Source organism: Kitasatospora sp. NPDC023385 (assembly GCF_055664045.1).
In genome coordinates, this window is the sequence record NZ_JBVOOL010000002.1 from 129,640 (window position 1) to 152,804 (window position 23,165).

General features: G+C 74.1%; 18 protein-coding genes, 1 tRNA gene and 1 riboswitch. Of the genes, 12 read left to right on the forward strand and 7 right to left on the reverse strand.

The window, feature by feature from the left end:
• Positions 1 to 98: 98 nt before the first annotated feature.
• The 4 genes from AC0B61_RS03495 (at position 99) to AC0B61_RS03510 (ending at position 4,632) form a co-directional block, all read left to right on the forward strand.
• Entirely contained in the window at positions 99 to 755 is a 657-nt protein-coding gene (locus AC0B61_RS03495; RefSeq protein WP_471738949.1) for a flavodoxin family protein, read from the forward strand.
• A 357-nt stretch (positions 756 to 1,112) separates the two neighbouring features.
• On the forward strand, positions 1,113 to 2,237 hold the full coding sequence (locus tag AC0B61_RS03500; RefSeq protein ID WP_471738950.1) for an LPXTG cell wall anchor domain-containing protein: 1,125 nt from the start codon (positions 1,113 to 1,115) through the stop codon (positions 2,235 to 2,237).
• Positions 2,238 to 2,497: 260 nt separating this feature from the next.
• Entirely contained in the window at positions 2,498 to 3,724 is a 1,227-nt protein-coding gene (locus tag AC0B61_RS03505; RefSeq protein ID WP_471738951.1) for a hypothetical protein, read from the forward strand.
• Between the two features lie 134 nt (positions 3,725 to 3,858).
• The gene (locus tag AC0B61_RS03510) at positions 3,859 to 4,632 is read left to right on the forward strand and encodes a MerR family transcriptional regulator (protein ID WP_471738952.1); all 774 of its coding nucleotides are present in this window, start codon (positions 3,859 to 3,861) and stop codon (positions 4,630 to 4,632) included.
• A 67-nt stretch (positions 4,633 to 4,699) separates the two neighbouring features.
• Here the strand turns inward: AC0B61_RS03510 and AC0B61_RS03515 are convergent, their stop codons facing one another.
• Positions 4,700 to 5,806 (reverse strand): helix-turn-helix domain-containing protein, encoded by a 1,107-nt coding sequence (locus tag AC0B61_RS03515; RefSeq protein WP_471738953.1) that lies wholly within the window; start codon positions 5,804 to 5,806, stop codon positions 4,700 to 4,702.
• A 240-nt stretch (positions 5,807 to 6,046) separates the two neighbouring features.
• Here AC0B61_RS03515 and AC0B61_RS03520 point away from each other — a divergent pair, with 240 nt between their 5' ends.
• The 3 genes from AC0B61_RS03520 to AC0B61_RS03530 all read left to right on the forward strand — a co-directional run bounded on the left by AC0B61_RS03520 (position 6,047) and on the right by AC0B61_RS03530 (position 9,189).
• Positions 6,047 to 6,718, forward strand: coding sequence for an RNA polymerase sigma factor (locus AC0B61_RS03520; RefSeq protein ID WP_471739366.1), 672 nt, complete (start codon positions 6,047 to 6,049; stop codon positions 6,716 to 6,718).
• Positions 6,715 to 8,157 (forward strand): hypothetical protein, encoded by a 1,443-nt coding sequence (locus tag AC0B61_RS03525; protein WP_471738954.1) that lies wholly within the window; start codon positions 6,715 to 6,717, stop codon positions 8,155 to 8,157. The genes AC0B61_RS03520 and AC0B61_RS03525 overlap by 4 nt, the downstream gene beginning before the upstream one ends.
• Positions 8,158 to 8,664: 507 nt before the next feature.
• Positions 8,665 to 9,189 carry a hypothetical protein gene (locus AC0B61_RS03530; RefSeq protein ID WP_471738955.1) on the forward strand — a complete coding sequence of 175 codons (525 nt, stop codon included), beginning with the start codon at positions 8,665 to 8,667 and terminating at the stop codon, positions 9,187 to 9,189.
• A 222-nt stretch (positions 9,190 to 9,411) separates the two neighbouring features.
• Here AC0B61_RS03530 and AC0B61_RS03535 read toward each other — a convergent pair whose 3' ends face one another.
• Both AC0B61_RS03535 and AC0B61_RS03540 read right to left on the reverse strand, forming a co-directional pair.
• Complete coding sequence (locus tag AC0B61_RS03535; RefSeq protein ID WP_471738956.1) at positions 9,412 to 10,911, reverse strand: aminopeptidase P family protein; 1,500 nt, start codon at positions 10,909 to 10,911, stop codon at positions 9,412 to 9,414.
• 177 nt (positions 10,912 to 11,088) lie between these two features.
• The gene (locus tag AC0B61_RS03540; RefSeq protein ID WP_471738957.1) at positions 11,089 to 12,564 is read right to left on the reverse strand and encodes a PP2C family protein-serine/threonine phosphatase; all 1,476 of its coding nucleotides are present in this window, start codon (positions 12,562 to 12,564) and stop codon (positions 11,089 to 11,091) included.
• Between the two features lie 626 nt (positions 12,565 to 13,190).
• Here AC0B61_RS03540 and AC0B61_RS03545 point away from each other — a divergent pair.
• Positions 13,191 to 13,826: a bifunctional DNA primase/polymerase gene (locus AC0B61_RS03545; RefSeq protein WP_471738958.1), complete on the forward strand. Its 636-nt coding sequence runs from the start codon at positions 13,191 to 13,193 to the stop codon at positions 13,824 to 13,826.
• 275 nt (positions 13,827 to 14,101) lie between these two features.
• On the opposite strand, the gene AC0B61_RS03550 is transcribed toward AC0B61_RS03545, so the two are convergent.
• From AC0B61_RS03550 to AC0B61_RS03565, 4 genes are all read right to left on the reverse strand, one after another.
• A complete protein-coding gene (locus tag AC0B61_RS03550) occupies positions 14,102 to 15,085 on the reverse strand; it encodes a DUF5926 family protein (RefSeq protein WP_471738959.1) in 984 nt (327 codons plus the stop codon).
• A 191-nt stretch (positions 15,086 to 15,276) separates the two neighbouring features.
• Positions 15,277 to 15,696: an ATP-binding protein gene (locus AC0B61_RS03555; protein WP_471738960.1), complete on the reverse strand. Its 420-nt coding sequence runs from the start codon at positions 15,694 to 15,696 to the stop codon at positions 15,277 to 15,279.
• A 406-nt stretch (positions 15,697 to 16,102) separates the two neighbouring features.
• A complete protein-coding gene (locus AC0B61_RS03560; RefSeq protein ID WP_471738961.1) occupies positions 16,103 to 16,927 on the reverse strand; it encodes a glycerophosphodiester phosphodiesterase in 825 nt (274 codons plus the stop codon).
• Positions 16,928 to 17,060: 133 nt separating this feature from the next.
• On the reverse strand, positions 17,061 to 18,494 hold the full coding sequence (locus tag AC0B61_RS03565; RefSeq protein ID WP_471738962.1) for a purine-cytosine permease family protein: 1,434 nt from the start codon (positions 18,492 to 18,494) through the stop codon (positions 17,061 to 17,063).
• A riboswitch (TPP riboswitch) is annotated at positions 18,487 to 18,633 on the reverse strand. Its footprint overlaps the gene before it by 8 nt.
• A gap of 209 nt (positions 18,634 to 18,842) precedes the next feature.
• Here AC0B61_RS03565 and AC0B61_RS03570 point away from each other — a divergent pair.
• The 4 genes from AC0B61_RS03570 (at position 18,843) to AC0B61_RS03585 (ending at position 23,145) form a co-directional block, all read left to right on the forward strand.
• The gene (locus AC0B61_RS03570) at positions 18,843 to 20,714 is read left to right on the forward strand and encodes a S1C family serine protease (RefSeq protein WP_471738963.1); all 1,872 of its coding nucleotides are present in this window, start codon (positions 18,843 to 18,845) and stop codon (positions 20,712 to 20,714) included.
• A 79-nt stretch (positions 20,715 to 20,793) separates the two neighbouring features.
• Positions 20,794 to 20,881, forward strand: a tRNA-Ser gene (locus AC0B61_RS03575).
• 136 nt (positions 20,882 to 21,017) lie between these two features.
• Complete coding sequence (locus tag AC0B61_RS03580) at positions 21,018 to 21,845, forward strand: MerR family transcriptional regulator (protein ID WP_471738964.1); 828 nt, start codon at positions 21,018 to 21,020, stop codon at positions 21,843 to 21,845.
• Positions 21,846 to 21,897: 52 nt separating this feature from the next.
• On the forward strand, positions 21,898 to 23,145 hold the full coding sequence (locus AC0B61_RS03585; protein ID WP_471738965.1) for an MFS transporter: 1,248 nt from the start codon (positions 21,898 to 21,900) through the stop codon (positions 23,143 to 23,145).
• The last annotated feature ends 20 nt before the right edge of the window (positions 23,146 to 23,165 follow it).

Genomic DNA, 23,165 nt, shown 5'->3' on the forward strand with positions numbered 1-23,165 from the left:
CGGGCGGGAGCGTGGGCGCGGGCGTGGAATAACCGGCGTGCGGTGGCTGCTCGCATCTCCAGCCGCAGCAACCGCAGCAACCGACCGGGGGAGTTCCGATGTCCGACCAGCCGTCCGACCGCCTGACCGTCCAGCCGTCCGTCCAGCCGTCCGGGCAGCCGTCCCCGTCATCCCAGTCATCCGACGAGCCGTCCGATACCGGGGCGCGGCGGCGGTTCCTGTTCCTCGACGCCAGCTCGCGCGTCGACGGCAACTCCGTGCAACTCGCCCGGCTGGCAGCCGAGTCGAGCCTGCCCGTCGGCGCGGAGCAGCGCTGGCTGCGCCTGGACGATCACCCGCTGCCGCCCTTCCGGGACCTGCGGCACACCGGTGACGGCCGCTACCCCGAGCCGGTCGGCCACGAACGGACGCTGCTGGACGCCACCCTGGCCGCCACGGACCTGGTCTTCGTCGCACCGCTCTACTGGTACTCGCTGCCGACCACCGCCAAGCTCTACCTCGACTACTGGTCCGCGTGGTTCCGGGCGCCCGGAGCGGACTTCCGCGCCGGGATGCGCGGCGGCACCCTCTGGGGCGTCACCGCACTCGCCGACGGCGACGACAAGGCCGGGCCGCTGATCGACACCCTCCGGCTGACCGCCGAGTACATGGGGATGCGCTGGGGCGGCGTACTGCTGGGCAACGGCACCCTCCCGGGGGACGTCCTGCGCGACGAGCGGGCGCTGATCGCGGCCAAGTCCTTCTTCGCCCGCTGAGTCCGCGCGGGTCCGCGCGGGTCCGCGCTGGATCCGCGCTGGATCCGCACGAGGCCCGTGGCTGGGGGCAGGCCACCGGAGGCAGGCCGCCGGGGGCCGTGCGGTACGGTCCTCGGTGGACGTGTACCCGTCACCTTGGGTCACCTTTTGGCAAAGCGCAAAAGCCTTACCCCTGGACAGAGTTGAACTATTCGGACGGACCCGTTCCGAGGCTCCGTCACAGTGCGGCACCCGCCTTCCGGACCGGCTCGATCGTTCGGTACTCTCCGTCGGACTTTCAGCTTCGTGGGGGGTTCGCGGCGTCCGCGGCCGCCCTCTCACGCCCGGGCCTCGCCCGGAAACTTCCGTGAGGTCTCCTTGTCCATACGTCGCAGTCTTGCCCTTGCCGGCGCCGCCGCGCTCGCGTCCTCGCTCGTGCTGGCCGGCGCCCAGGGCGCCATGGCCGTCGGCACCACCGGCTCCCCGTCCGCCGTCGCGCCGCCGGCCGACAAGGCGTCGCACGCGAGCCTCGACCTCTCGCTGAACGGCGTGCCCGGCACGTTCATCGCCGGTGGTGACGCCCGCGAGTTCACGTTCAAGATCGACAACAGCACCAAGCACGACTTCGTCTTCATCCCGCTGCTCAAGTTCAAGAACAAGGCGGGCTCGCTCCAGGCGAAGGACCTCAAGGTCCAGTTCCAGCTGCCCGGCGGCCAGTGGCAGGCCGCGGTGGTCGCCCCCGACCAGAGCGGGGAGAAGAACAGCTCGGTCCTCCTGATGCTCGGCACCCTCGACGCGGCCGGCAACCCGGTCGACGAGGACCTGCACGCGGTGAACCGCGGCGCCAACTACGCGATCAAGGTCCGGGCCTCCTTCGCCGACGACACCCCGCTCGGCCGGGCCGGCGTCATCCCCGTGGTCTTCTCCGCCCAGCTCGACGACACCAGCCACCAGCCGGTCGACAACGGCCGCCTCAGCTGCGACGGCGGCGTGGGATTCGTCATCAAGGCGCACGGCGGCAAGCCGAGCCCCACCCCGACCCACCCGGGTACGCCGAGCCCTTCCCCCACGCACCCGGGCACGCCGAGCCCGAGCGGGAGCGGTTCGCCGTCGGGGAGCACCTCCCCGACGGCCCCCGCGACTCCCACCGGCCCGGTGACCGAGAAGCCGACCACCCCGGTGACCGAGAAGCCGACCACCCCGGCCACCGGTGAGCCGTCGCCCGGCGCGTCGACCACCACCCCGGCCCCGGCCGGGAGCAGCAGCGACACCCCGGGCCCGATCGACTTCCCGGTGGAGCCCCCGGTCATCACCCCGCCGCCGCTCACCCCGGCAGCCGTCGACAAGGCCAAGGCCGCGGCGGACAACGGCGACAAGGCCCTCGCCCAGACCGGTGGCGGCGACGACACCACCGCGATCGCGGCCGCCGGCGCCGCCGTCCTGGTGGCCGGTGTCGGCACCCTCGTGGTGCTGCGCCGCCGCAAGACCGGCTCGCAGGGCTGACCCCCGGCGGTGCTTCAGCGCTGATCACCGCTGAAGCACCGCTGCCGTGTCACTGCCGCACCACTGAAGCGACGCCGTAGCAGCGCCGACGCCGCGCCGTAGCAGCGCCGAAGCGGCGCGGACCCCACCCGCCGGTTGCCCGAGTGCCCCGTGCCGCCCGCGCCCGTCCACCGGACGGGCCCGCGGGCGGCACGGACGGTACCCCCGCGTCACATAGGATGTCCGGCCGGAGGGGGGCGGAACCGGCGGGGAGAGGACAGGTGCGGGAAGTACGCACGGCACGGGCCGGCACCGACTACGAGGCGGCGACCGGACGCATCGCGGGGCTGCCGCTCCGCAGACACCACATCCTGTTGGCCGCCTGGACGGTGCTCTGGTTCTTCCTGGTCGAGCCGAGCGGCGGCTTCTCCTGGCACTACCTGCGCCAGGGCGAGCAGCTGCTCTTCAGCGGCCAGTCCGACGGCGGCCTGTCGCTCTACGCCCACCACCCGGAGCTGCAGATCGGCCCGGTCAGTCTGGCCGCGGCCGGGCTCACCGCCCCGTTCTCGGCGCACACCGGCGAGCTGATCGCCGAGGCGGCGAGCGCCGCGCTCGGCCTGGTGATGCTGGTCGTGGTCGGGCGCACGGCGGCGCTCTACTACCTGGGTACCGGCACCAACCACCGCCGGCTCCAGCAGCGCCTGCTGATCGCCGGGCTGGCCTTCATCCCGATGTGGGTCGAGGTGTCGGTCCGTTTCGCGCACCTGGACGACGTCCTCGCGCTGTTCTTCACCACGCTCGCCGCGCATGCCCTGGCCCGCGGCAAGCCCACCCAGGTCGCACTGTTCCTGGCGCTCGCGGTGGATTCGAAGCCCTGGGCGATCGCCTTCACCCCGCTGATCCTGGCGCTGCCCCGGCGCACCTGGCTCCGTACCGCGCTCTGGTTCGCCGCCCTGGTGGCGGTCGCCTGGCTGCCGTTCTACCTGGGCAACCTGGACACCATGGCGGCCGCCAAGTTCACCATCCCCAACCAGCCGGCCTCCGCGTTGCGCTGGTTCGGGGTGACCGACCCCGCCACCCCGTGGTGGGACCGCCCGACCCAGTTCGCGCTGGGTCTCGGCCTGGGCAGCATCGCGGTGTGGCGCGGCCGCTGGCCGGCCGTGGTGCTGCTCGGCGCGGACGCCCGGATCCTGCTCGACCCGAGCGTCTACACCTACTACACCGCGTCGATCCTGCTCGGCACGCTGCTCTGGGACGCGGTCGGGCAGAAGCGGCTCGTCCCGTGGTGGAGCTGGATCGCGCTGGTCGCGTTGTACGGCGGCACGCTGGTCATCCCGTCCGACTCGGCCCGCGGCTTCGTCCGGCTGGCCTTCGTGGTGGTCTCGGCCGCGTACGTGCTGCTCTGGCCGACCCAGCAGCCCCGCCGCCCGCGGGCCAGGGGGCACGGCGACGGCGGACGGCGGGCGGCCCGGCGGCGCGAGCGGGTGCTGGTCGGCGCCGGGTCGTGAACGGCCGCGCGCCGTGCCTCGGGCCCGCTGCCTCGGGACCGCGCATCGGCCCGCGAGGCGGCCCCGTGCATCGGGCTTGACCCTCACGCGACGTGAGAGCCGAGGCTGGTGGTCAGCACCAGGGAGGAACCCCGATGACCAGTGAGGGCTACTCGGTCGGTGCCGTGGCGAAGATCGCCAAGGTGACCGTCCGCACGCTGCACCACTACGACGAGATCGGCCTGCTGTCCCCCGTCGGCCGTACCCGGTCCGGCTACCGCCGGTACGGGGACGCCGACCTCGACCGGCTGCAGCAGATCCTCTTCTACCGCGAACTCGGGTTCCCCCTGGAGGAGATCGCGGCGATCCTGGACGACGACTCGGTCAGCCCGAGCGAACACCTCCGGCGGCAGCACCGGCTGCTGACCGACCGGATCAGTCACCTCCAGGAGCTCGCCGCAGCCGTCGAACACGCCATGGAGGCACGGAGAATGGGCATTCAGCTGACCCCGGAGGAGAAGTTCGAGATCTTCGGCGAGGGCTACCAGGAGGAGTGGGAGCAGGAGGCCGAGCAGCGCTGGGGCGACACCGCGGCCTGGGCCGAGTCCCAGCGCCGCACCGGCGGCTACACCAAGGCCGACTGGCAGCGGATCCAGACCGAGATGGCCGAGCTCAACACCCGCCTGGCCGCGGCGATCACCGCCGGCGAGCCCGCCGACGGCACGGTGGCCACGGACCTCGCCGAGGCGCACCGGCAGCACATCTGCCAGAACTTCTACGACTGCACGTACATCATCCACCGCGGCCTGGCGTCCCTCTACGTCTCCGACCCGCGCTGGACGAGCACGTACGAGGACATCGCCCCGGGCCTGGCGCAGTGGCTGCACGACGCCATCGTCGCCAACGCGGACCGGCGCGAGGGGAAGTAGCCCCGGGGCGGCTCCGCGAGGGGTGGCAGCCCTCGGGGTGGTTCCGCGAGGGGAAGCCACCCGCGGGCTACGCCACCCCGCGCCCGAAGGAGCGCCGGTAGGCGGTCGGGGAGGTGTGCATCACCCGGCCGAAGTGGTGGCGGAACGTCGCGGAGCTCTCGAAGCCGACCGCCACGGCGATCTCCTCCACCGTCCCGTCCGGCGATTCCAGCAGCGGCAGGCTGGCCGCGATGCGCTGGGTGACGATCCAGCGCATCGGGCTGGTCCCGTTGCGGGCGGTGAAGTGCCGCAGGTACGAGCGGTCGGACATCCGGGCGGCGCGGGCCAGCGCCGAGATGGTCAGCGGGGACGACAGGTGGTCCAGGGCCCACTGCATGCTGCGGGCGACCCCGTCGTCGTCCTCCGCGACCGGGCGGACCGCCGCCTCGATGTACTGGGCCTGCCCGCCGTCCCGGTGCGGCGACACCACGAAGCGGCGGGCCACCGCGTTGGCGACCTTGGCGCCGTGGTCGCGGCGGACCAGGTGCAGGCAGAGGTCGATGCCGGCCGCGCTGCCCGCGCTGGTGAGCACGTCGCCGTTGTCCACGTACAGCACGTCCGGGTCGACCCGGACCGCCGGGTGGCGCTGCTGGAGCAGTTCGGCGTACCGCCAGTGGGTGGTCGCCTCCCGGCCGTCCAGCAGTCCGGCGGCGGCGAGCGCGAAGGCGCCGGAGCAGATCGACACGATCCGGGCGCCGCGCTCGTGCGCCGTGCGCAGGGCCGCGACCAGCCCGGAGGAGACTTCGCCGCCGAACGCGTTCGGCACCCCGGGGACCACCACGGTGTCGGCCGCGGCCAGTTCGTCCAGCCCGTGCCGGGCGGTCAGCGCGAAGCCGCCCACCGCGTCCAGCTCCGTCCCGGGCCGGTCGGCGCACACCTTCAGCCCGTACCAGGGTGCCGCCAGCAGCCCGCTGAGCTCGGGCCGGGCAAGCCCGAACACCTCGACCACCACGCCGAGTTCGAACGGCGCCATGCCCGCGAAGGCGTACACCGCGACATCGTGCACGGGCTCCGGACGCCGGCCGATGGCGACGTCCACCGACCGCGGCCGGGGGCCGACCGCCTGCCCGGTGCCGACCGCGACCGCGCCCGCGACCGCGCCCTCGACGGCGCCCTCGACGTCCTGCTCGGCCATGCGAACCCCCTGCTCACGGGTGGCGGAATGCCGGTGAGTGTAGCCGTCCGGGCCTGCTCGGAACTTTCTTCGAACCCGCCTGCAACCTTCACTCCCGTCGCACGTCCTTTGGTACGGGGCGGAGGGAGCCGGGCCGAGGGCGGTCGAGAGGATCCCCCCGATCACGATCTTGATCAGGTGAACCTGACGGAACGGCCGGCGCCGTCACCGTCCCGGGGGAAAGCGGAAACGCACATGTCCATGGCCATCGGGCCGACCGCCGCGCCGACCGGAGCGCGCGGTTTCTCCGTCCGTGGGGTGGTTGCCCTGCTGTTCGGTGCGCAGGAGGCCGACGAGCCGCTCGCCGGTGCCGCCACCGAGCAGGAGGCGAAGCAGCGCCGCTCCGGCTTCCGGCTGCTGCGCGGCGGCCGCAAGCCGGTCGAGGACCGGCCCACCCTGACCGACCTGTACCACGCCCACCGGCTCGGTCTGGTCCGGATGGCGGTCCTGCTGGTCGACCACCAGGACCTGGCCGAGGACGTCGTCCAGGACGCCTTCACCCGGCTCTACCAGCGCTACGGCGAGGAGCTGGACGACCTCGACAACGCGCTCGGCTACCTCCGGACCTCGGTGGTCAACGGCGCCCGCTCGATGCTGCGCCGCCGCAAGACCGCCCGCGAGTACGTGCCGCCGCACGTGGCCGACGCCCCGTCCGCCGAGGAGCACGCGGTGCTCAACGACGAGCACCGCCGGGTCCTGGTGGCCCTGCAGGAGTTGACTCCCCGCCAGCACGAGGTGCTGGTGCTGCGCTACTGGTCCGACCTGTCGGAGGCGCAGATCGCCGAGACCCTGGGACTGTCCCGGGGTGCCGTGAAGTCCACCGCCAGTCGCGCTCTGGACGCCTTGGAAAAGCACCTGGAGAAGGTTCGATGACCGACAAGCTCCCCCGCCGCACCGGCGGTGACGGCGACGGGCCGGCCGAGACCCCGACGGAACGGCTGCTCCGCGAGGCGATGTCCGCCCGGGCCGGCGCGGTCACGGCGACGAGCCTGCGCCCGGCCGCGCCCCCGAAGAGCCGGGTCCGCCGGCTGCGCCCGGTGTACGCCGTCACCGTGCCGCTCGGCCTGGCCGCCGCGATGGCGATCGGTGTGCTCACCTTCCACGGCGAGCCGGCCGCCCAGGACGAGGTCCCGCCGCCGGCCGCCACCCTGACGACCTCGCCCAGCCCGACCCCCGAGCCGACGGACACCCCCAGCCCGACGGCCGCCCCCACCGACCCCGGCACCCCGACCGGCGGGTCCGAGACTGGCGGGTCCGAGACCGAGGCCCCGCTCGCCGGCGGCCTGCCGTCCTCCTCCGCCTCCAGGACCACCGGCCCCCCGGCGCCCGGTGCCGTGAGCTCGTACAACCTCCGGGGCGTCAGGTTCAAGGTCCCGGCGGGCTGGAAGGCCGTGCCGGTCGCGGCCGACCGGGTCTGCGTCCTGAGCCCGGGCGCGCCGACCGAGCCGCAGCAGGGCTGGTCGCAGGCGAAGTGCGAGCCGTACGGCGTGCTGGTGGTGGCCTACAACAGTCCGGACGAACCGGCGGCCGGCGCCTGGCCCACGATGGCCGACCTGGCGGCCCCGTCCGGCTGGGGCCACCAGCCGAACTGCCCGGTCTGGGGCCACCCCTACGTCCCCGAGAACGGCTACTCCTCGGTCGGTTCCCCGCTGTGGACCAAGGACGTCGTGGCGGGGGAGACCATCGACAAGACCCAGTGGCAGGTGACCTGCCGGCCCGGTGACTCCTTCACGGCCCAGATGTGGGGGCTGAAGTCGGACCAGGTGTACATCGTGGCGAACGGGCTGAAGGCCGAGTACCAGCCCGCCCTGGTCTCGATCCTGGACACCCTGGACGTCAGCGGGCACCAGCCGCCGGCGGCCGCGCAGGCGGACGCGAACGCGAACGCCGTCACCGTCAGCGTGGACGGCCTCGTCACGGGTCAGCAGGTGCCGAACGACGGCACTCCCACGATGTTCTCGGTCACCTTCAAGAACACCGGCAGGACCGGCTACGACCAGGTGACCCCCCTCGTGGTCGCCGAGGCGTACGGGGGCAGCCAGCCGACCGTGCAGGGGACGCTGGAGCGGCAGGACGGCACGGCCTGGAACCCGGTGAACCTCAACCGGCCGGCCATGGGCAAGCCCGGTACCGCCGGGAGCTTCCCGCTGGCCGCCGGGCAGAGCGTGACGCTGAAGTACCGGATGAAGCTGACCAAGGAGGACGGCGCCGGAGTGATGCCGGTCAGCGCGGAGGCCCTGCTGATCCCGGCCGAGGGCGTGCCGGACAGCCTCGGCCAGCGCAGCGTTCCGCTGCGGGTGACCGTGAAGTAGGCCTGCCACGGCCCTCGTCTGGGCGCTGTGACCTGCGGTTTCGACTGGTCACAGCGCCTTTTCGGCGTTCCGGGGAGCCTGCGGAAAGTATTTCGAGCCCGCCTGCAACCCTCCGGCGGGATATGCGTCCATACGGGTGAGAGGCGGGGAGAGCGAGCCGGCGGGTCCGGGGCTCGGGCCGGCTCCTCGGGGCGCGCGACGACGCGCCCGATCCTTCGCTCACCACCAGCACCAGGTCTCTTGGGGGGACTGTCACATGAACGCGTCCGTTATCGCCCGTATTGCGAAGATTATTCCACTGGCCGTCGTCGTCGCCGTGGGGGCCGCGGCATGCGGACCGACGGACGGCGCGGCCTCCGTCGCCGCCGCCCCGGCCGCAGCCCCGGTCGCCGCCGCCCCCGCGGCTGTCTCCTCGGCGACGCCCGGCGCCGGCGCCGTCCCGGCACCCGCGTCCGCCCAGGCCGCTGCACCGGCCGCCGCCGCGCGCCCTGCGGACGGGCGGTCGCGATGGCGGACGGCACGCTGGAGCGCAAGGACGCCTCGGGCTGGAAGACGCTGGACCGGCTCAGCCAGGGCTCCGGGATGGACTACGTGCTGAACCGCAACGACGGGGCCTTCGCCCTCGCCGCCGGTGAGAGCCGGACCATCGAGTACCGGATGCGGATGTCCCTGGCCAACACCCCGGGCCGGCTCGCGATCGAGGCGGATGCCCCCGTGCCGAACTCCGAGGACACCCGGGGCCTGGCGAAGGCCGTGGTGAACGCCTCGGTCGTCGACCACCAGGGGCCGGCGGTGACGGCGGTGTCGTCGGCGGCCACGGGGATCGTCGGGACCACCCCCACCGTCTTCTCCTTCGTCGTCGCCTCGCCGGGCGGCACCGCGAACGTGCGTCCCGTGGTGGCCCTGTCGGGCGTCGATCCGCTGGACCCGCACGACGTCGTCGTGGAGGCGATGGCCGGCGGCGCGTGGAAGCCGGTGGACGTGCAGGAGGACTGCGACGGCCTGGTCTCGGTCGCCCCGACCGGGCTGTAGGTCAAGCGGTGGGACGACTCGGCGGAGTACGCCTTCCGGGTGACGCTGAAGAAGGCGCCGCAGCACGGCGTGGACGTCCTGGTGGGCGCGCGGGCGAACGGCCACCAGGCCGCCCGCTGGAACCCCTTCGCGGGGCCGATCGCGCGGTGACGGATCCGCGCGGATGACCGAGGGCCCGGCCTCCCGCTGCTCGGGAGGCCGAGCCCTCCGGCACGCTCGGGCTCAGGCGAGCGAGGCCATCCAGGCCTCGACGTCGTCGGCGCGGCGCGGGAGGCCGGCGGAGAGGTTCTCGTTGCCGTCGGCGGTGACCAGGATGTCGTCCTCGATCCGGACACCGATGCCGCGGTACTCCTCCGGCACGGTCAGGTCGTCCTGCTGGAAGTACAGGCCGGGCTCGACGGTGAGCACCATGCCGGGCACCAGCAGCGCGTCGACGTGCTCCTCGCGGCGCGAGTGGGCGCAGTCGTGGACGTCCAGGCCGAGCATGTGGCCGGTGCCGTGCAGGGTCCAGCGGCGCTGCAGGCCGAGGTCCAGGACCTTCTGGACGTCGTACACCGAGGCGTCCAGCAGGCCCCAGGCGAGCAGCCGCTCGGCGAGGACGCGCTGCGAGGCCTCGTGGAAGTCGCGGAAGCGGGCGCCGGGCTTCACCGCGGCGATGCCGGCCTCCTGGGCGTCGTACACCGCGTCGTAGATCCTGCGCTGCAGCTCGGTGAAGCGGCCGTTGATCGGCAGGCTGCGGGTGACGTCGGCGGTGTAGAGGGTGTGGGTCTCGACGCCCGCGTCCAGCAGCAGCAGGTCGCCGGGGCGCACGTCGCCGTCGTTGCGGACCCAGTGCAGGGTGGTGGCGTGCGGGCCGGCCGCGGCGATGGTGCCGTAGCCGACGTCGTTGCCCTCGACCCGGGCGCGGCGCCAGAAGGTGCCCTCGATCCAGCGCTCCGAGGTGGCGACGGCCTGGCCCAGCTCGCGGACCACGTCGGTGAAGCCCTTGACGGTGGCGTCGCAGGCGGCGCGCAGCTCGCCGATCTCCCACGCGTCCTTGACCAGCCGCAGGCCGCTCAGGAACTCCTTGAACTCGGCGTCCTTGTCGGCGTCGAGGGTGTCGGCGAGCGCGGCCTCCAGGCCGGCGTCGTAGCCGCGGACGATCCGGGTCGGCACGGCGGAGTCCCTGGCCTGCTCGGCCAGCTCATCGGCGGCCTTGCGGACGTCGCGGGCGGGCAGGCCGAGCAGCTGCTCCTGCTCGGTCAGGCTGTGCCGGCGGCCGACCCACAGCTCGCCGTGGCCGTCCAGCCAGAACTCGCCGTTCTCGCGGTCCGAGCGGGGCAGCAGGTAGAGCGTGAACTCGTGGCCGGCCGCGCCGGTCGGCTCGCCGACCAGTACCGCGTCCTCGGTCTGGTCGCCGGTGAGGTGGACGTACTCGCTGGAGGCGCGGAAGGCGTAGTCGGTGTCGTTGGAGCGCGCCCGCAGGTTGCCGGCCGGGACGACCAGGCGCTCGCCGGGGTAGGCGGCCGACAGCTTGGCGCGGCGCTCGGCCGCGTACGGGGCCTGGGCGACGGCGGTGAGGCCGTGCAGCTCGGTGTCGGCCCAGCCGGACTTCATCGAGGCGGCCAGCTCGTCGGAGATCTCGCCGTAGAGACCGTTCTTGCGGCCCTTGAACTCCTCGGGCTCCTCGCCGCCCTCGGCCTCGGGGTTCTCGGCCACCGCGGGGGTACGGTCCTCGGTCACGTGCAACGCCTCCTTGGGGGTGGTACTGCCGCCCCTCGGGGGAGGTGTCGGATCGCGACACGCGCGGGCGGCCGTGCGTCCATGGTACGGACGCCCGGCCGCTCGTTCGTTCGGGCCCGGTACGACCGGTACGACCGGTCGGGGCCCGCGGTTGCGTGGAACGCGTGGAACGCGCGGTCAGTCGAAGCGGGCGGCCAACAGCATCAGGTCGTCGGTGGCCGTCGACGCGGCCACCGGCTCCGGGCAGACGGCCAGCAGGTGGGCGCAGAGCCGGTCCGGGTCGATCCGCACGTCGCGCGGGGCGTCGGCGGCGGCCCGGCGCAGGTTGGCCTGCCCGGCGTGCAGGGTGGGGCCGCAGCGGCGGGCCAGCCCCTCGGTGTAGAGCAGCAGGGTGTCGCCGTGCTCGGCGGTGAACTCCACCCCGGGCGCTTCCCAGCAGGCCAACATGCCGAGCGGGGCGGAGAGCGAGGTCTCGACGAACTCGGCGCCGTGCCGGCCGACCAGGACGGGCGGGCAGTGCCCGGCGCCGGCGAGGGTGATCCGGCGCTCCTCGGGCTCGATCCAGGCGTAGACGGCGGTGGCGGTGCGGGTCGGCTCGGTGGTCTTGAGCAGCAGTTCCAGGTCGCCCAGCACGGAGACCGGGTCCTCGCCCTCCAGCACCGCGTACGCCCGCAGCGCGGCCCGGACCCGGCCCATCGCGGCGGCCGCGCCGGGGGCGGAGCCGGGGCCGGCGCCGGGTCCGTCGCCGGAGACGGAGCCCACGGTGAGGCCGACGGTGCCGTCCGGCAGCGGGATCGCGTCGTACCAGTCGCTGCCGCAGGAGCGCTCCAGCCCGGCCGGGACGAGCCGGGCGGCCAGCCGCAGTCCGGCGGTCCGGGGGAGGCAGTCGGGCAGCAGGCCGCGGCGCAGCGCCTCGGTGGTGCGCCGGATCCGGTCGGCCTCCAGCTGCTTGGCAAGCAGCGGGGCGGCGATCTCGCAGTAGTGGTGGGCCAGTTCGCGCTGGCAGGCGGTCGGTTCGGCGGGCTCGTCGTAGAACCAGAGGACGGCGGCGAGCGGGCCGTCCTCGGTGGTGGCGAGCGGCAGGCCGTAGGCGCCGCCGAGGCCGAGGTGGACGGCGAGTTCGCGCAGCCGGGCGCCGACGCCCGGGTCGGTGGCGAGGTCGGGGGAGTGCAGCTGTTCGGGCCGGTCCCGTTCGCGCAGCAGCCGGGTGAGCAGGCTCTGTTCGGTCGGGACGGTCTCCAGGGCGCCGAGGCTGGAGCGGTCGAGGCCGAAGCCGACCGGCTGGCCGGGGCCGCCGCCGGGCAGCCTGGTGACCAGGACGCCGCGGCGGGCGCCGAGCAGGGCGGCGCCGGAGGCGAGCACGGTGTCGAGGGTGGCGGCCAGGCCGCGGGCCCGGACGAGCCGTTCGGTGTGCTCGTGCAGGCTGGTGATATCGGACAGGCGTCCGGCCAAACGGTCCTGCACCGCGGTGGACGGTGCCGTGCGCTCGTCCGCCGGGCCGTCCGCCGAGCCGTCCGCCGGGTCGGCCGGCGCGTCGGCGGGACCGGGCAGGCCCGGCGGGTCGAGGACGGTGAGCCCGCCTGAGCAGCCGGGGCGGCCAGGTTCGACGGTCGTCGTCGACGGGTGGGACGCCGACTGGTGGGACTCGTTCATGCCGCCACTCCTGACGCGGTGCTACGTGCCATGCGAAACCCCCAGGTACGGCCGATGTGGAGCGAGCACGGCCAAAGGGCGTGTTTCGCCTCGATTCGCTACTACTCGTGATTGATCGACAGCAATGCCACCACTTCTACACAGGCCATTCGGGGCATGTCCAGATCCAGGACGACGCGGTCGCCGGTTCCACGGCCACCGCGACCCGGTCGGGGGGCGTGCACGCTTGGGGCGCGCGCCGGTCGGGCCGGGAGGCATGGAGCGAGCCGCAAGCGGGCAGAACCGAGGGGACGGACCGGGCGGCCGTCCGGATCGTATGCCCGCGCCGCCCGCGAGCCGGTTCGGCCGGGCCTCTCTCACTCGTACGGTGGAACCAAGCGCGCCCGGGCGGCGTCCATCCGGTCGCATACGGGATTCTCGTTCCAAGGGCTGTTCCAGTGCGCGGCCCTTCTCATGTCGTGCTCCACACCGTGCTCCACGTCGTAGCCGCGCCGTCCGCCATGCCGCCCGCCCCGTTCCGCCCCGCTCCGCCCGGGGCCGTGCCGCGGGCCGGCCCGTGCGGGGAGTGCCGGCGACGCCGATGGAAGGTGGAGCGAACCGAGCGGTCAGGGAAAGGAACGAGCGCCATGCGTGAGAACCCGAAGGACCGGTCGGAGGAGCGTGCCGCCCGGCTGTGCGCGGCCCTGACGGCCGCCGGAGACCACCGCTGGCCCGTGGTGCCGGGAACCGTGCTGAACGGCGGCCGCTGCTCCTGCGGTGACCCGGACTGCGGCGTCCCGGGCGCCCATCCGCACGACCCCTCGCTGCTGGCCGCCACCACGGACGCCCGGATGGTGCGCTGGTGGTGGGAGCGGCAGAACCCGGACGCGCCGGTGCTGGCCGCCACCGGCACCACCCTCTCGGCGGTCAGCCTGCCCGCGGCGGCCGGTGCCCGGGCGGTGGCGTACCTGGGCGCGCTGCGGATGCCGCTGGGCCCGGTGCTGGCCATGCCGGGCCGCTACGCGCTGCTGGTGGCCCCGTACTCGCTGGCGGTGCTCGGCGAGATGCTCGCCCAACTTCCTTGGGTGCCAGGCTCGTTGCGCTACCACGGGCCGGGCGGCTTCCTGGCCCTGCCGCCCGGCGGGCCGGCCGGGCGGGTGCGCTGGGTGCTGGCTCCGCGACCGGGCGCGGGCGGCGGGGTCTGGCTGCCCCAGGTCGGGCCGCTGCTGGGCGAGTTGGTGGAGGCGACGGTCCGGCTGGACAGCGGGCGCTCGGCGTACTGACCCGCGGTGGTCCACGCGGCGATCCGGGCCGGCCGCCCCGCGGCGATCAGGGCCGGGATCCGGTCCGGGCTCCGGGTGTTGATCCGCGGTGATCCACGCGGCCGTCCGGAAAAACAAAAGATCCGGCCGCTGGCGACGGGGGATGCACCAGCGGCCGGACTCTTTAGACAGTAACAAGGATCTGCGCTCGCGCCAATTTCCAAGACGCCCTCCACGCCCGGAAATTGCGCGTTCACGGCGACAATGTGACGCGTATCACGCGGATCCTGCACGCTTTAGTTCAAGGTGACCTGACGGTTCACCAGGTTCGCGCGGGCGCGCCGCTCCTCGGCGGTCAGCGGGGTGGCGTCGGCGAGCACGGCGGCGAGCCGCTCGCCGAACTCGGCGGCCGGCTTCTCGCAGTCGGCGGCGGTCATCGACAGCGGCAGGTCCCACACCGGGACGGTCAGACCGTGCGCGCGGAACGAGCCGACCAGGCGGGTGTCCGGGCCGAGCGAGGCCTCGTCGGCGGCGTTCAGTCGGGCCAGCGCGTCCAGCAGCTGCTCCTCCGGCACGGTCATCACCCAGCGCAGGTGGTTCTTGTCCGGGGTGCCGCACCAGTAGGCGGCGTCGAGGCCGGCCAGCTTCCGGGTCGGGATGGCCGACGCGTTGGCGCGCTCCAGGGAGGCGGCGACCTCGCCGGTGGCGGTCTCGGCGTCCTCCAGCCAGAACTCGAAGCCGGTGTGCACGTCGGGCGTGAACGCGGCCGTGGTGTCCAGCAGGTCCTGCAGGCGGCGACCGCCCGGGACGGTCCGGCGGGCCGGCACCGGGTTGCCCGGCTCGGTGGCCAGGGCCAGCTCCAGGGCGTCCGCGAGGTCGCGGCTGAGGTCGCCGGAGGAGGACTGGGTCTGCAGGCCGAGCAGGATCGAGCCGTCCTGACGGCGCAGCGCCGGCCAGGCCAGCGGCAGCACGGTGGCCAGGGTCACCGAGGGCACGTCACCGATGGCGCCCTCGGCGACGCCGGCGGCCAGCGTCAGCGGCACCGTGGCGGCGGGCACCAGCTCGCGCAGCGCGACCCAGTCGGCCTCGCCCGGCAGGCCCTCGAACGGGCGGTGCACCAGCTCCTGCACCGCGTGCGAGGCCTCCCGGCCGTGGCAGGCCTTGTACCGGCGGCCCGAGCCGCAGGGGCAGTCCTCCCGGGCCCCGACCACGGGGACCTCGCCCGTGGCGGCGGTGGTGGACTGACGCTGCGGCGCCTTCTTGGCGGCCTTCTTGCCCATGGTGCGGCTCTCCCGGGGACGGTGGTCTTGGTCCCGGAAGCCTACTGACGTTCGCGGGGCACCCGTGCGTGCCCCGGCGCGCGCGTACGCGCCGGGGCGGGCGGGCGCCGCGCTGCGCGTCCTGGTGCCGCGCTGTGCGCGACGGGTGCCGCGAGGCGCGCGACGGGTGCCTTATGCGTGACGGGTGCCCTTTATGCGCTACGGGCGCCGCCGTTGTCGCGCCGCGCGTGCCGGGCGCGGGCGGGCAGGGCGGCCCAGACCGTGACCTCGCCGGGCGCGTCGCGCACGCCCCAGTCGCTGGCCAGCTGGTCGATGATGCTCAGGCCACGGCCGCCGCGGGAGGTCAGCGAGGGGCTGGCGGGCAGTGGCCGGGTGGCCGCTCCGCCGTCGGTGACCTCCAGGGTGAGCACGCCGTCGGCGTGCATCTGCCAGCGGACCAGCACACCGCCGTCCGGTTCGGCCGCGCCCTCGCCGGGCTCCCGGCCGCCCGGCACGGGGTGCGCCCCGGAGGGGACGCCGACCAGGACCTGCCCGAGCACCTCGGCCCGGGCACTGCGGCCGAGCGCGGGCAGCGGGCCGAGCGGGCGGGCGTATCGACACGCATTGCTCAACAGTTCGGAAAGGATCAGTACGGCATCATCGATGACCGGTTCCGGTATCTGCCGGTCACCCAGATCTCGACGCAGTCGGCGCCGCGCGACCCCGACACTCGCTGGGCCGTGCGGCACTGCCATGGTCGATGAAGTCGGCACTTCACGCGCCACCATCAACGCCACCCCCGGACCTCCTTCAGCGTCAGCCGAGGGAGAGATGCCCCTTCGTAATGCGTCGGAAACAGGCACCGGACGATCCCGCGAGCCCATTTCGAGTGTCGCGACGGAGGGTCGACACCAGGTCATTCCCTGCTCACCCTCTGTCGTCCGGGGGCAGGAATTCCGGCAATACCGCGCGGTGAAGGTTTGACTGCCGACCAGCGCGCTACGGCCGGGCGGGCACGGCCCACGGTGCGTCCGCGGATCACCGGCCGAGTTGCGCCAGCACCTCCGCGGGCCGGTTGGTGATGATCGCGGACACCCCGAGTTCCAGGCAGAGTTCGACGTCGGCCGGTTCGTCCACGGTCCACACGTGCACCTGGTGCCCCAGCTCGCGCAGCCTGGTCACCAACTGCGGGCGGGCCCGCACCAGCTCGATGCCCGGCCCGGCGATCCGCGCCCCGCCGGGCAGCGGCGCGCCCTCGCGCAGCCGGCCGCGCAGCGGCAGCGTCCGCTCGAAGAGGAACACCCGCCGGTAGTCCGGCGCGGCGGCGGCCACCCGGTTCAGCGCGATCGAGGAGAAGCTCATGATCCGGGCGGACGGGCGGCCGCCCTCCTGGGTCGCGCCGATCTTGTACCGCTCCAGCATCCGCAGCAGCTCGTCCTCCACCCGGCCGCGGAAGCGCACCGGGTGCTTGGTCTCGATCGCCAGGTCCACCGGGCGGCCGCAGTCCACCACCAGCTCCAGCAGCCGCTCCAGCCGCAGCACGCCGCGCAGCTCCGGGTCGGTGCTGGGGCGGCCGGTCTTCCAGGCGCCGAAGTCGTACGCCTCCAGCTCGGCGAGCGTCATCGCCGAGACGGTGCCCCGGCCGTTGGAGACCCGGCCGATCCGCCGGTCGTGCACGCACACCAGCCGGCCGTCGGCCGTCACCCGGACGTCGCACTCGACCGCGTCCGCGCCTTCGTCGAGCGCGCGGCGGTAGGCCGCGAGGGTGTGTTCGGGCAGGGCGTGGGAGGAACCGCGGTGGGCGATCACCTGGACGGGCGGCGCGGTGCGCGCCGCCGCCGAGGACAGGTCTGGGCTGGTCACGGGGCCAACGATAGGCGGCGCAGGTGACGCGGGGGCGAAGACGGCCCCAACCTGCGGGGCCGTCTTCGGATGGCCGGGCGTCAGCGCGCGGTGCGACGGGTCAGCGCCCGGCGGGGCAGCGCGGCGCGACGGGTCAGCGCGCGGCGCGACGGGACAGCGGGGTGAGCGCCCAGGTGGCCAGGGCCGGCACCAGGAAGGCGAACAGCGAGGCGGAGGTCCACTCCTGCGGGGTGAAGTGCAGGGCGGCCTGGGCGGACGTCCAGAAGTCCGTCCACCAGCCGGCCACCGCGGTCGGCGCGATGAACTGGTAGACCGCGAAGCCCAGCACCCACGGCAGCAGCATCGTCCAGCGCGACGGCGCGTCCTCGGAGAGGTTCCAGCCGTGCCGGCCGGCGCCGAGGAAGAAGTCCACCGCCAGCACCGCCAGCAGCGGCACGAACACCGAGCCGATCAGACCGAGGAAGTTGGTGTAGGTGTCGGTGAACCTGTCGATCCGCAGCGCCAGCACGGTGATCAGCACGCCGATCCCGCCGCTGAGCAGCCGGCGGTCCACCTTCGGCAGCAGGTTCTGCACCGACATCGCGGTCGAGTAGACGTTGGCGAAGGACTGGTCCGTCTCGCGCAGCACCAGGACCAGCAGGAACAGCCAGCCCGCCCAGACACCGAGGAAGGAGTCGAAGACCCTGTTCGGGTCGCCGCCGGACTGCAGCAGCGCCATCAGACCGAGCGCGTAGCACCAGACCTGGGCGATCGTGTAGCCGGAGAAGCTGCCCCAGAACGACGAACGCGCGGTGCGCGAGTGCCGGGTGTAGTCGGCGGCCAGCGGGACGAAGGAGACCGACACCGCGATCATCGCGTCGGTCGCGCCCAGGAAGCCGTGCCAGTTGCCGGCGCCCGGGTCGGGCACGCCATGGCGGCCCAACTGGACGGTGAAGTACACCATCGCGACGGCGACCGCCCCGGCCACGAAGCGGCGCAGCACCGCGATCGAGCCCAGCGGCCAGATGGTCAGCGCGGTGGTCAGCGCGCCCGCGAGCAGCACGAACAACCAGCGGTAGCCGGTGGTGTGGGCGACGGTCTGGGCGCCCGCCGAGATCGTCAGCAGCTCGAACACGCCCCAGCCGACGCACTGCACGATGTTCAGCACCGTCGGCAGGTACGACAGCCGGGTGCCGAACAGCCCGCGCAGGTTGGCCATCGCGGGGGCGCCGGTCCGGGCGCCGATCAGCGCGGCCACGCCGAGCATCGCGGTGCCGACCGCCGTACCGACCGCGATCGCGGTCAGCGCGGCGGCCAGCGACAGCTCGCTGCCGGGGGCGCCGAGCACGGTGGCGGCGGTGGAGAAGCCGATCAGGCTGACGCCCAGGTTCATCCAGAGCGCGAAGTGGTCCCGGAAGCGCAGCGTGCGCGGCGGCTCGGTGTCCAGCACCAGCGGGGCCTCGACGCGGCCGGCGGGGTCCAGGACGGCGGTCGCGGTCGTGGTGACCTCCGACCCGGGAGCTCCGGACTCGGGGAAACCCTTGGACGCGTGGGCGCCCGAAGAAGAGGATGACGAAGCAGACGGCATGGCCGATACTCCCTACGCCGGCATTACCCGGACAGGTTCCGGCGGTCAGCGCCCCCTCGAACGTCCGCCGCGATCGCGTGGCGTACGGTCGACATGCGCACTCTCAGCCTGGTGGGTCCAAGCTCCCGCGTGTCAGTTTGGAACGACAGGCTAACCGGCACAGGGGCGAACACCCAAGGCCACGGCCTGAGCGGTCCGCATCGCGGAACGTCCGGCGGGGGGCGGGGAGCCGCGGCCGTCGGCGCCGGCTAAGGATTCTTATGAGTTCTTCAGAGGGGTCCTTACGGCAATCGAATCGACAATGCGAAAAACTATGGTCCTTGGTTCTGCCAGCTATGGAGGTCGTCCGTGAGCACCGAGCGCGAGGTTGGGCCCACCGGGCCGCAGGGGGAGCAGCCCGCCGGCCAGGGGGCGGCCGAGTCCGCTTCCGAAGGCCCCGCTCAGGGCGGGCACCAGCCGACCATGGCCTTCCGCCGGGTCTCCGAGCCGGAGGCCGCTGACGCGGGGGCCGACGCGGCGGAGGCCGCACCCGTCGAGGCCGCCCCGGCGGGCGGCGGGCACAAGCCCACCGTCGCCTTCACGAAGGTCCCCGCCCCGGAGGCCCCGGCCGTCGCACCCGCGGCACCCGTCGCACCCGCGGCACCCGTCGCACCCGTCGCACCCGTGACGCCCGCGGCGTCCGTCGCCGACGAGCCCGCCGTCGACCCGGCCACCGGCTACGTCGACGCGCCGCCGCCGGTCCTGCCCCCGGCCCCGGAGGCTCCCGCCACCGCGGCGGGAGCCGCGCCGGCCGCCGCGCCCGCGGCCCCGGCGCTGCCGCCGGCCGGCAACCCGTACGCCACCCCGACCCACGGCGTCCCGGCCGCCGGCGCGCACGACGCGTACGGCGCGGCCCCGGCCGCCCCCGGCACCCCGGCCGCCCCCGTCCCCGGAGCGCCCGCCGCGCCCGGCCACCACCCGTTCGGTGCCGGCCAGCCGCTCGGCGGCTGGGGTCCGACCCACGACTCCTCCTCAGGCGGCGCGGGCTACCCCGGCGGCCCGACGGGCCCGCTCGGCTACCCGTCCGAGTACCCCGGCGGCCCCCACGGCGGCGGCCCGGGCAAGAAGCGCGGCGGTCTGGTGGCCCTGATCGCGGCCGTCGCGCTGGTCGCCGGCGTGGCCGGCGGCGCGCTCGGGGTGACCGTCGCCGACCGCAACGGCACCAGCAGCTCCGCGGACGACCATCGCAGCACCACCGTCCAGGCCAGCGACACCCAGAAGAACGAGCCCGCCCCCGGTTCGATCGCCGGCATCGCGCAGAAGGCGCTGCCCAGCGTCGTCACCATCAAGGCGCAGGGCAACGGGGAGTCGGGCACCGGCACCGGCTTCGTCTTCGACACCGAGGGCCACATCCTCACCAACAACCACGTGGTCGCGCCGACCCTCAACGGCGGCAAACTGACCGTCAAGTTCGCCGACGGTACGTCCTACAACGCCTCGGTGCTGGGCCACGCCGAGGGCTACGACGTTGCCGTGGTCAAGATCGAAAACCCGCCGAAGGGCAAGCTGGCCCCGCTGCCGCTGGCCGACTCCGACAAGGTCAACGTCGGCGACGCCACCGTCGCGATCGGTGCGCCGTACGGCCTGGAGTCCACCGTCACCAGCGGCATCATCAGCGCCAAGGACCGCCCGGTGGCCTCCGGCGACGAGACCGGCTCGCAGGCCTCGTACATGAACGCCCTGCAGACCGACGCCTCGATCAACCCCGGCAACTCCGGCGGCCCGCTGCTCGACTCCGGCGGCGCGGTGGTCGGCATCAACTCGGCGATCCAGTCGAACGCCTCCGCCAACGGCCGGGCCGGCAGCATCGGCCTGGGCTTCGCCATCCCGATCAACCAGGCCAAGTGGGTCGCGGACACCCTGATCAAGACCGGCAAGCCGGTCTACGCCAAGCTCGACGTGCTCCGCAACGACGACTACAAGGGCGACGGCGCGCAGATCCAGACCAAGGACATCCAGGGCCAGCCCGCCGTCACCCCCGGCGGCGCGGCCGACAAGGCCGGCCTCAAGCCGGGCGACGTCATCACCAAGCTCGGCGGCGTGCCGATCGAGAACGGCCCCGCCCTGGTCAGCCGGATCTGGACGCACAAGCCCGGCGAGACCGTCGACGTCGAGTACACCCGCAACGGCCAGACGTCCACCACCAAGGTCACCCTCGGCCAGCGCGAAGGCGACCAGTAGCGGCCCCGCCCACTGACCCGCACCCCCGCGAAACGGTGTGCACCGAACCCTGCCGGACCCGTTAGGCTGACCTCCGCCTGGAGAGCTGCCCGAGCGGCCTAAGGGAACAGTCTTGAAAACTGTCGTGAGGTGACCCCTCACCGTGGGTTCGAATCCCACGCTCTCCGCTGGTAGGAGAACCACCTGCGCAAGGCGGGTGCCGAGTTCGCTCGGCACCCGCCTTCTGCGTTCGCGGGGGCGGTTGGGAGGTTCGGTGATCGGGGTTGACCCTGACACCGTGGGAGGCCGTGGAGTGGTAGCACCATGTTGAACATCGGAGACTTCGCCAGCCACGGCCGGGTGTCGGTGCGGATGCTGCGCCACTACGACGCGATCGACCTGTTGCGGCCCGCCCGGGTGGACCCGGTCAGCGGGTACCGCTCGTACGAGGCCGCCCAACTAGCCCGGCTCAACCGGGTGATCGCGCTCAAGGAGCTCGGCTTCACGCTGCAGCAGGTGCGGGCCGTCCTCGACGAGGAGGTGGACGCGGCCGAACTGCGCGGCATGCTGCGGCTGCGGCGGGCCCAGCTCGCCGAGGCGATCGCGGCGGACGAGCAGCGGTTGGCCCGGGTGGAGGCGAGGCTCCGGACGATCGAAAGCGAGGGGACCATGTCCGAGCACGATGTCGTGGTGAAGGCGGTGCCGTCCGTCCGGGTGGCCCAACTGGCGGGCGTGGCAAGGAGTTACGACCCAGAGGACATCACCCCGGTGATCGGCCCGCTGTTCGCCGAGCTGTGCCGGCGGCTGGCCGATGCCGGGGTGGCGGCGACCGGCCCGTCCGTCGCCCGTTACGAGGACGCGGCGGAGGGCGACGGTTCGGTGCTGGTCCTGGTCGCCGTGCCGGTCGGGTCGTCGGTGCGGCCGGGTGCGCACGACTTCGAGGTGCTCGACCTGCCGCCGATCGAACGCGCGGCGGCCATCGTGCACCGGGGGTCGATGGACGGGGTGCTGGGCACCGTCCAGGCACTGGCCCGCTTCATCGAGGAGAACGGCTACCGTTCGGCCGGCTACGCCCGGGAGCTGTACCTGGAGTGCCCGGAGGACCAGGCCCGGTGGGTCACCGAACTCCAGGAACCGGTGGTCCGCCGGTAGTCCCGGCCCGCGCTTGCCCTCGACCCGGTCGAGGGTCCTAGCGTCGCCGGGCATGACCACCGCCCCCTCCGCGCCGGCACCGGCCGCGCTCCCCAGGCCGTACCTGCTCTGGCTGGCCGGCGCCCAGGCCGGACTGCTCGGCGACGCCGCGCTGTACTTCGCCCTCGGCTGGGCCGCCTCCGCGCACGGCGGCGGGGCGGCGGGCCTCGTCCTGACGGCGGTCACCGTGCCGCGCACCGGGCTGGTCCTGCTGGGCGGCGCGGTCGCGGACCGGTTCGGTGCCCGCCGGGTGATGCTCGCCGCAGACGCGGTGATGCTCGCCGCGACCGTCGCCCTGGCGTTCGCGGCGGGTGGAGTGGGTGGAGTGGGCGGCCCGGGGATACCGCTGTGGCTGCTGGTGGCGTCGGCCGCCGTGATCGGGACGGTCGACGCCTTCCACCTCCCGGCGAGCGGTTCGATGCCGCGCCGGCTGGTGGCCGCCGACCGGCTGCCCCGGGCGCTCGCACTGCGCCAGGCCGGCGGGCAGAGCGCCGTCCTGCTCGGGGCGCCGCTGGGCGGCTTGCTGGTCGCCGTCGGCGGGCTGTCCGGTGCGGCGGCGGCGGACGCGGTGAGCTTCGGGATCGTCCTGCTGGTCCTGCTGCGGGTCCGGCCCCGGGAGGAAGCGCCGGCCGCCGTGCCGGGCGCCGCGCCGGGCGGCCTGCTGCGCGAGGCCGCGGCCGGCGTCCGGCTCGCCGTGGGCGACCCGGTGCTGCGGGCCGCGCTGCTGCTCACGGGCGCGGCCGCCGGGGCGTTGTTGCCGGTGGTGTCGCTCCTCGGTCCGCTGCTCGCCCGGGCGCACGGCTGGACGGCGGGCACGGCCGGACTGGTGACCGGCGGGCAGGCGGCCGGGGTGCTCGCGGTGGCCGGTCTGGTCGCCTGGCGGGGCGGGCTGCCCGGGGCCGGCGTGGGGGCGGCGGCCGGGCTCTGTACGGCGTCGGCGGGCATCGCGCTGCTGGCGCTGGCGGCCGGGCCGGTGGCGGCGGTGGCGGCGGTGGCGGGCAGTACGGCTGCGGGGGTCGGCTCGGGGTTGTTCGCCTGCCATCTCGGTCCGCTGGTGCTGACGGGCGCCGCGCCGTCGCATCTCTCGCGCGTTCAGGCGCTGCTGACGCTCGTGCAGAGCCTGGCCCTGGTGCTGTCGAACGCCCTGCTGGGCTTGCTCGCCGACCAGGTCGGCCCTGCGCTGCCCACCCTCCTCTGCGCCCTCGCCACCGCCACCGCCGGCCTCACCGCCCTGGCCACCCCCGCCCTCCGCCGCGCCTGACCTGGACCAAGTGGCGCCCA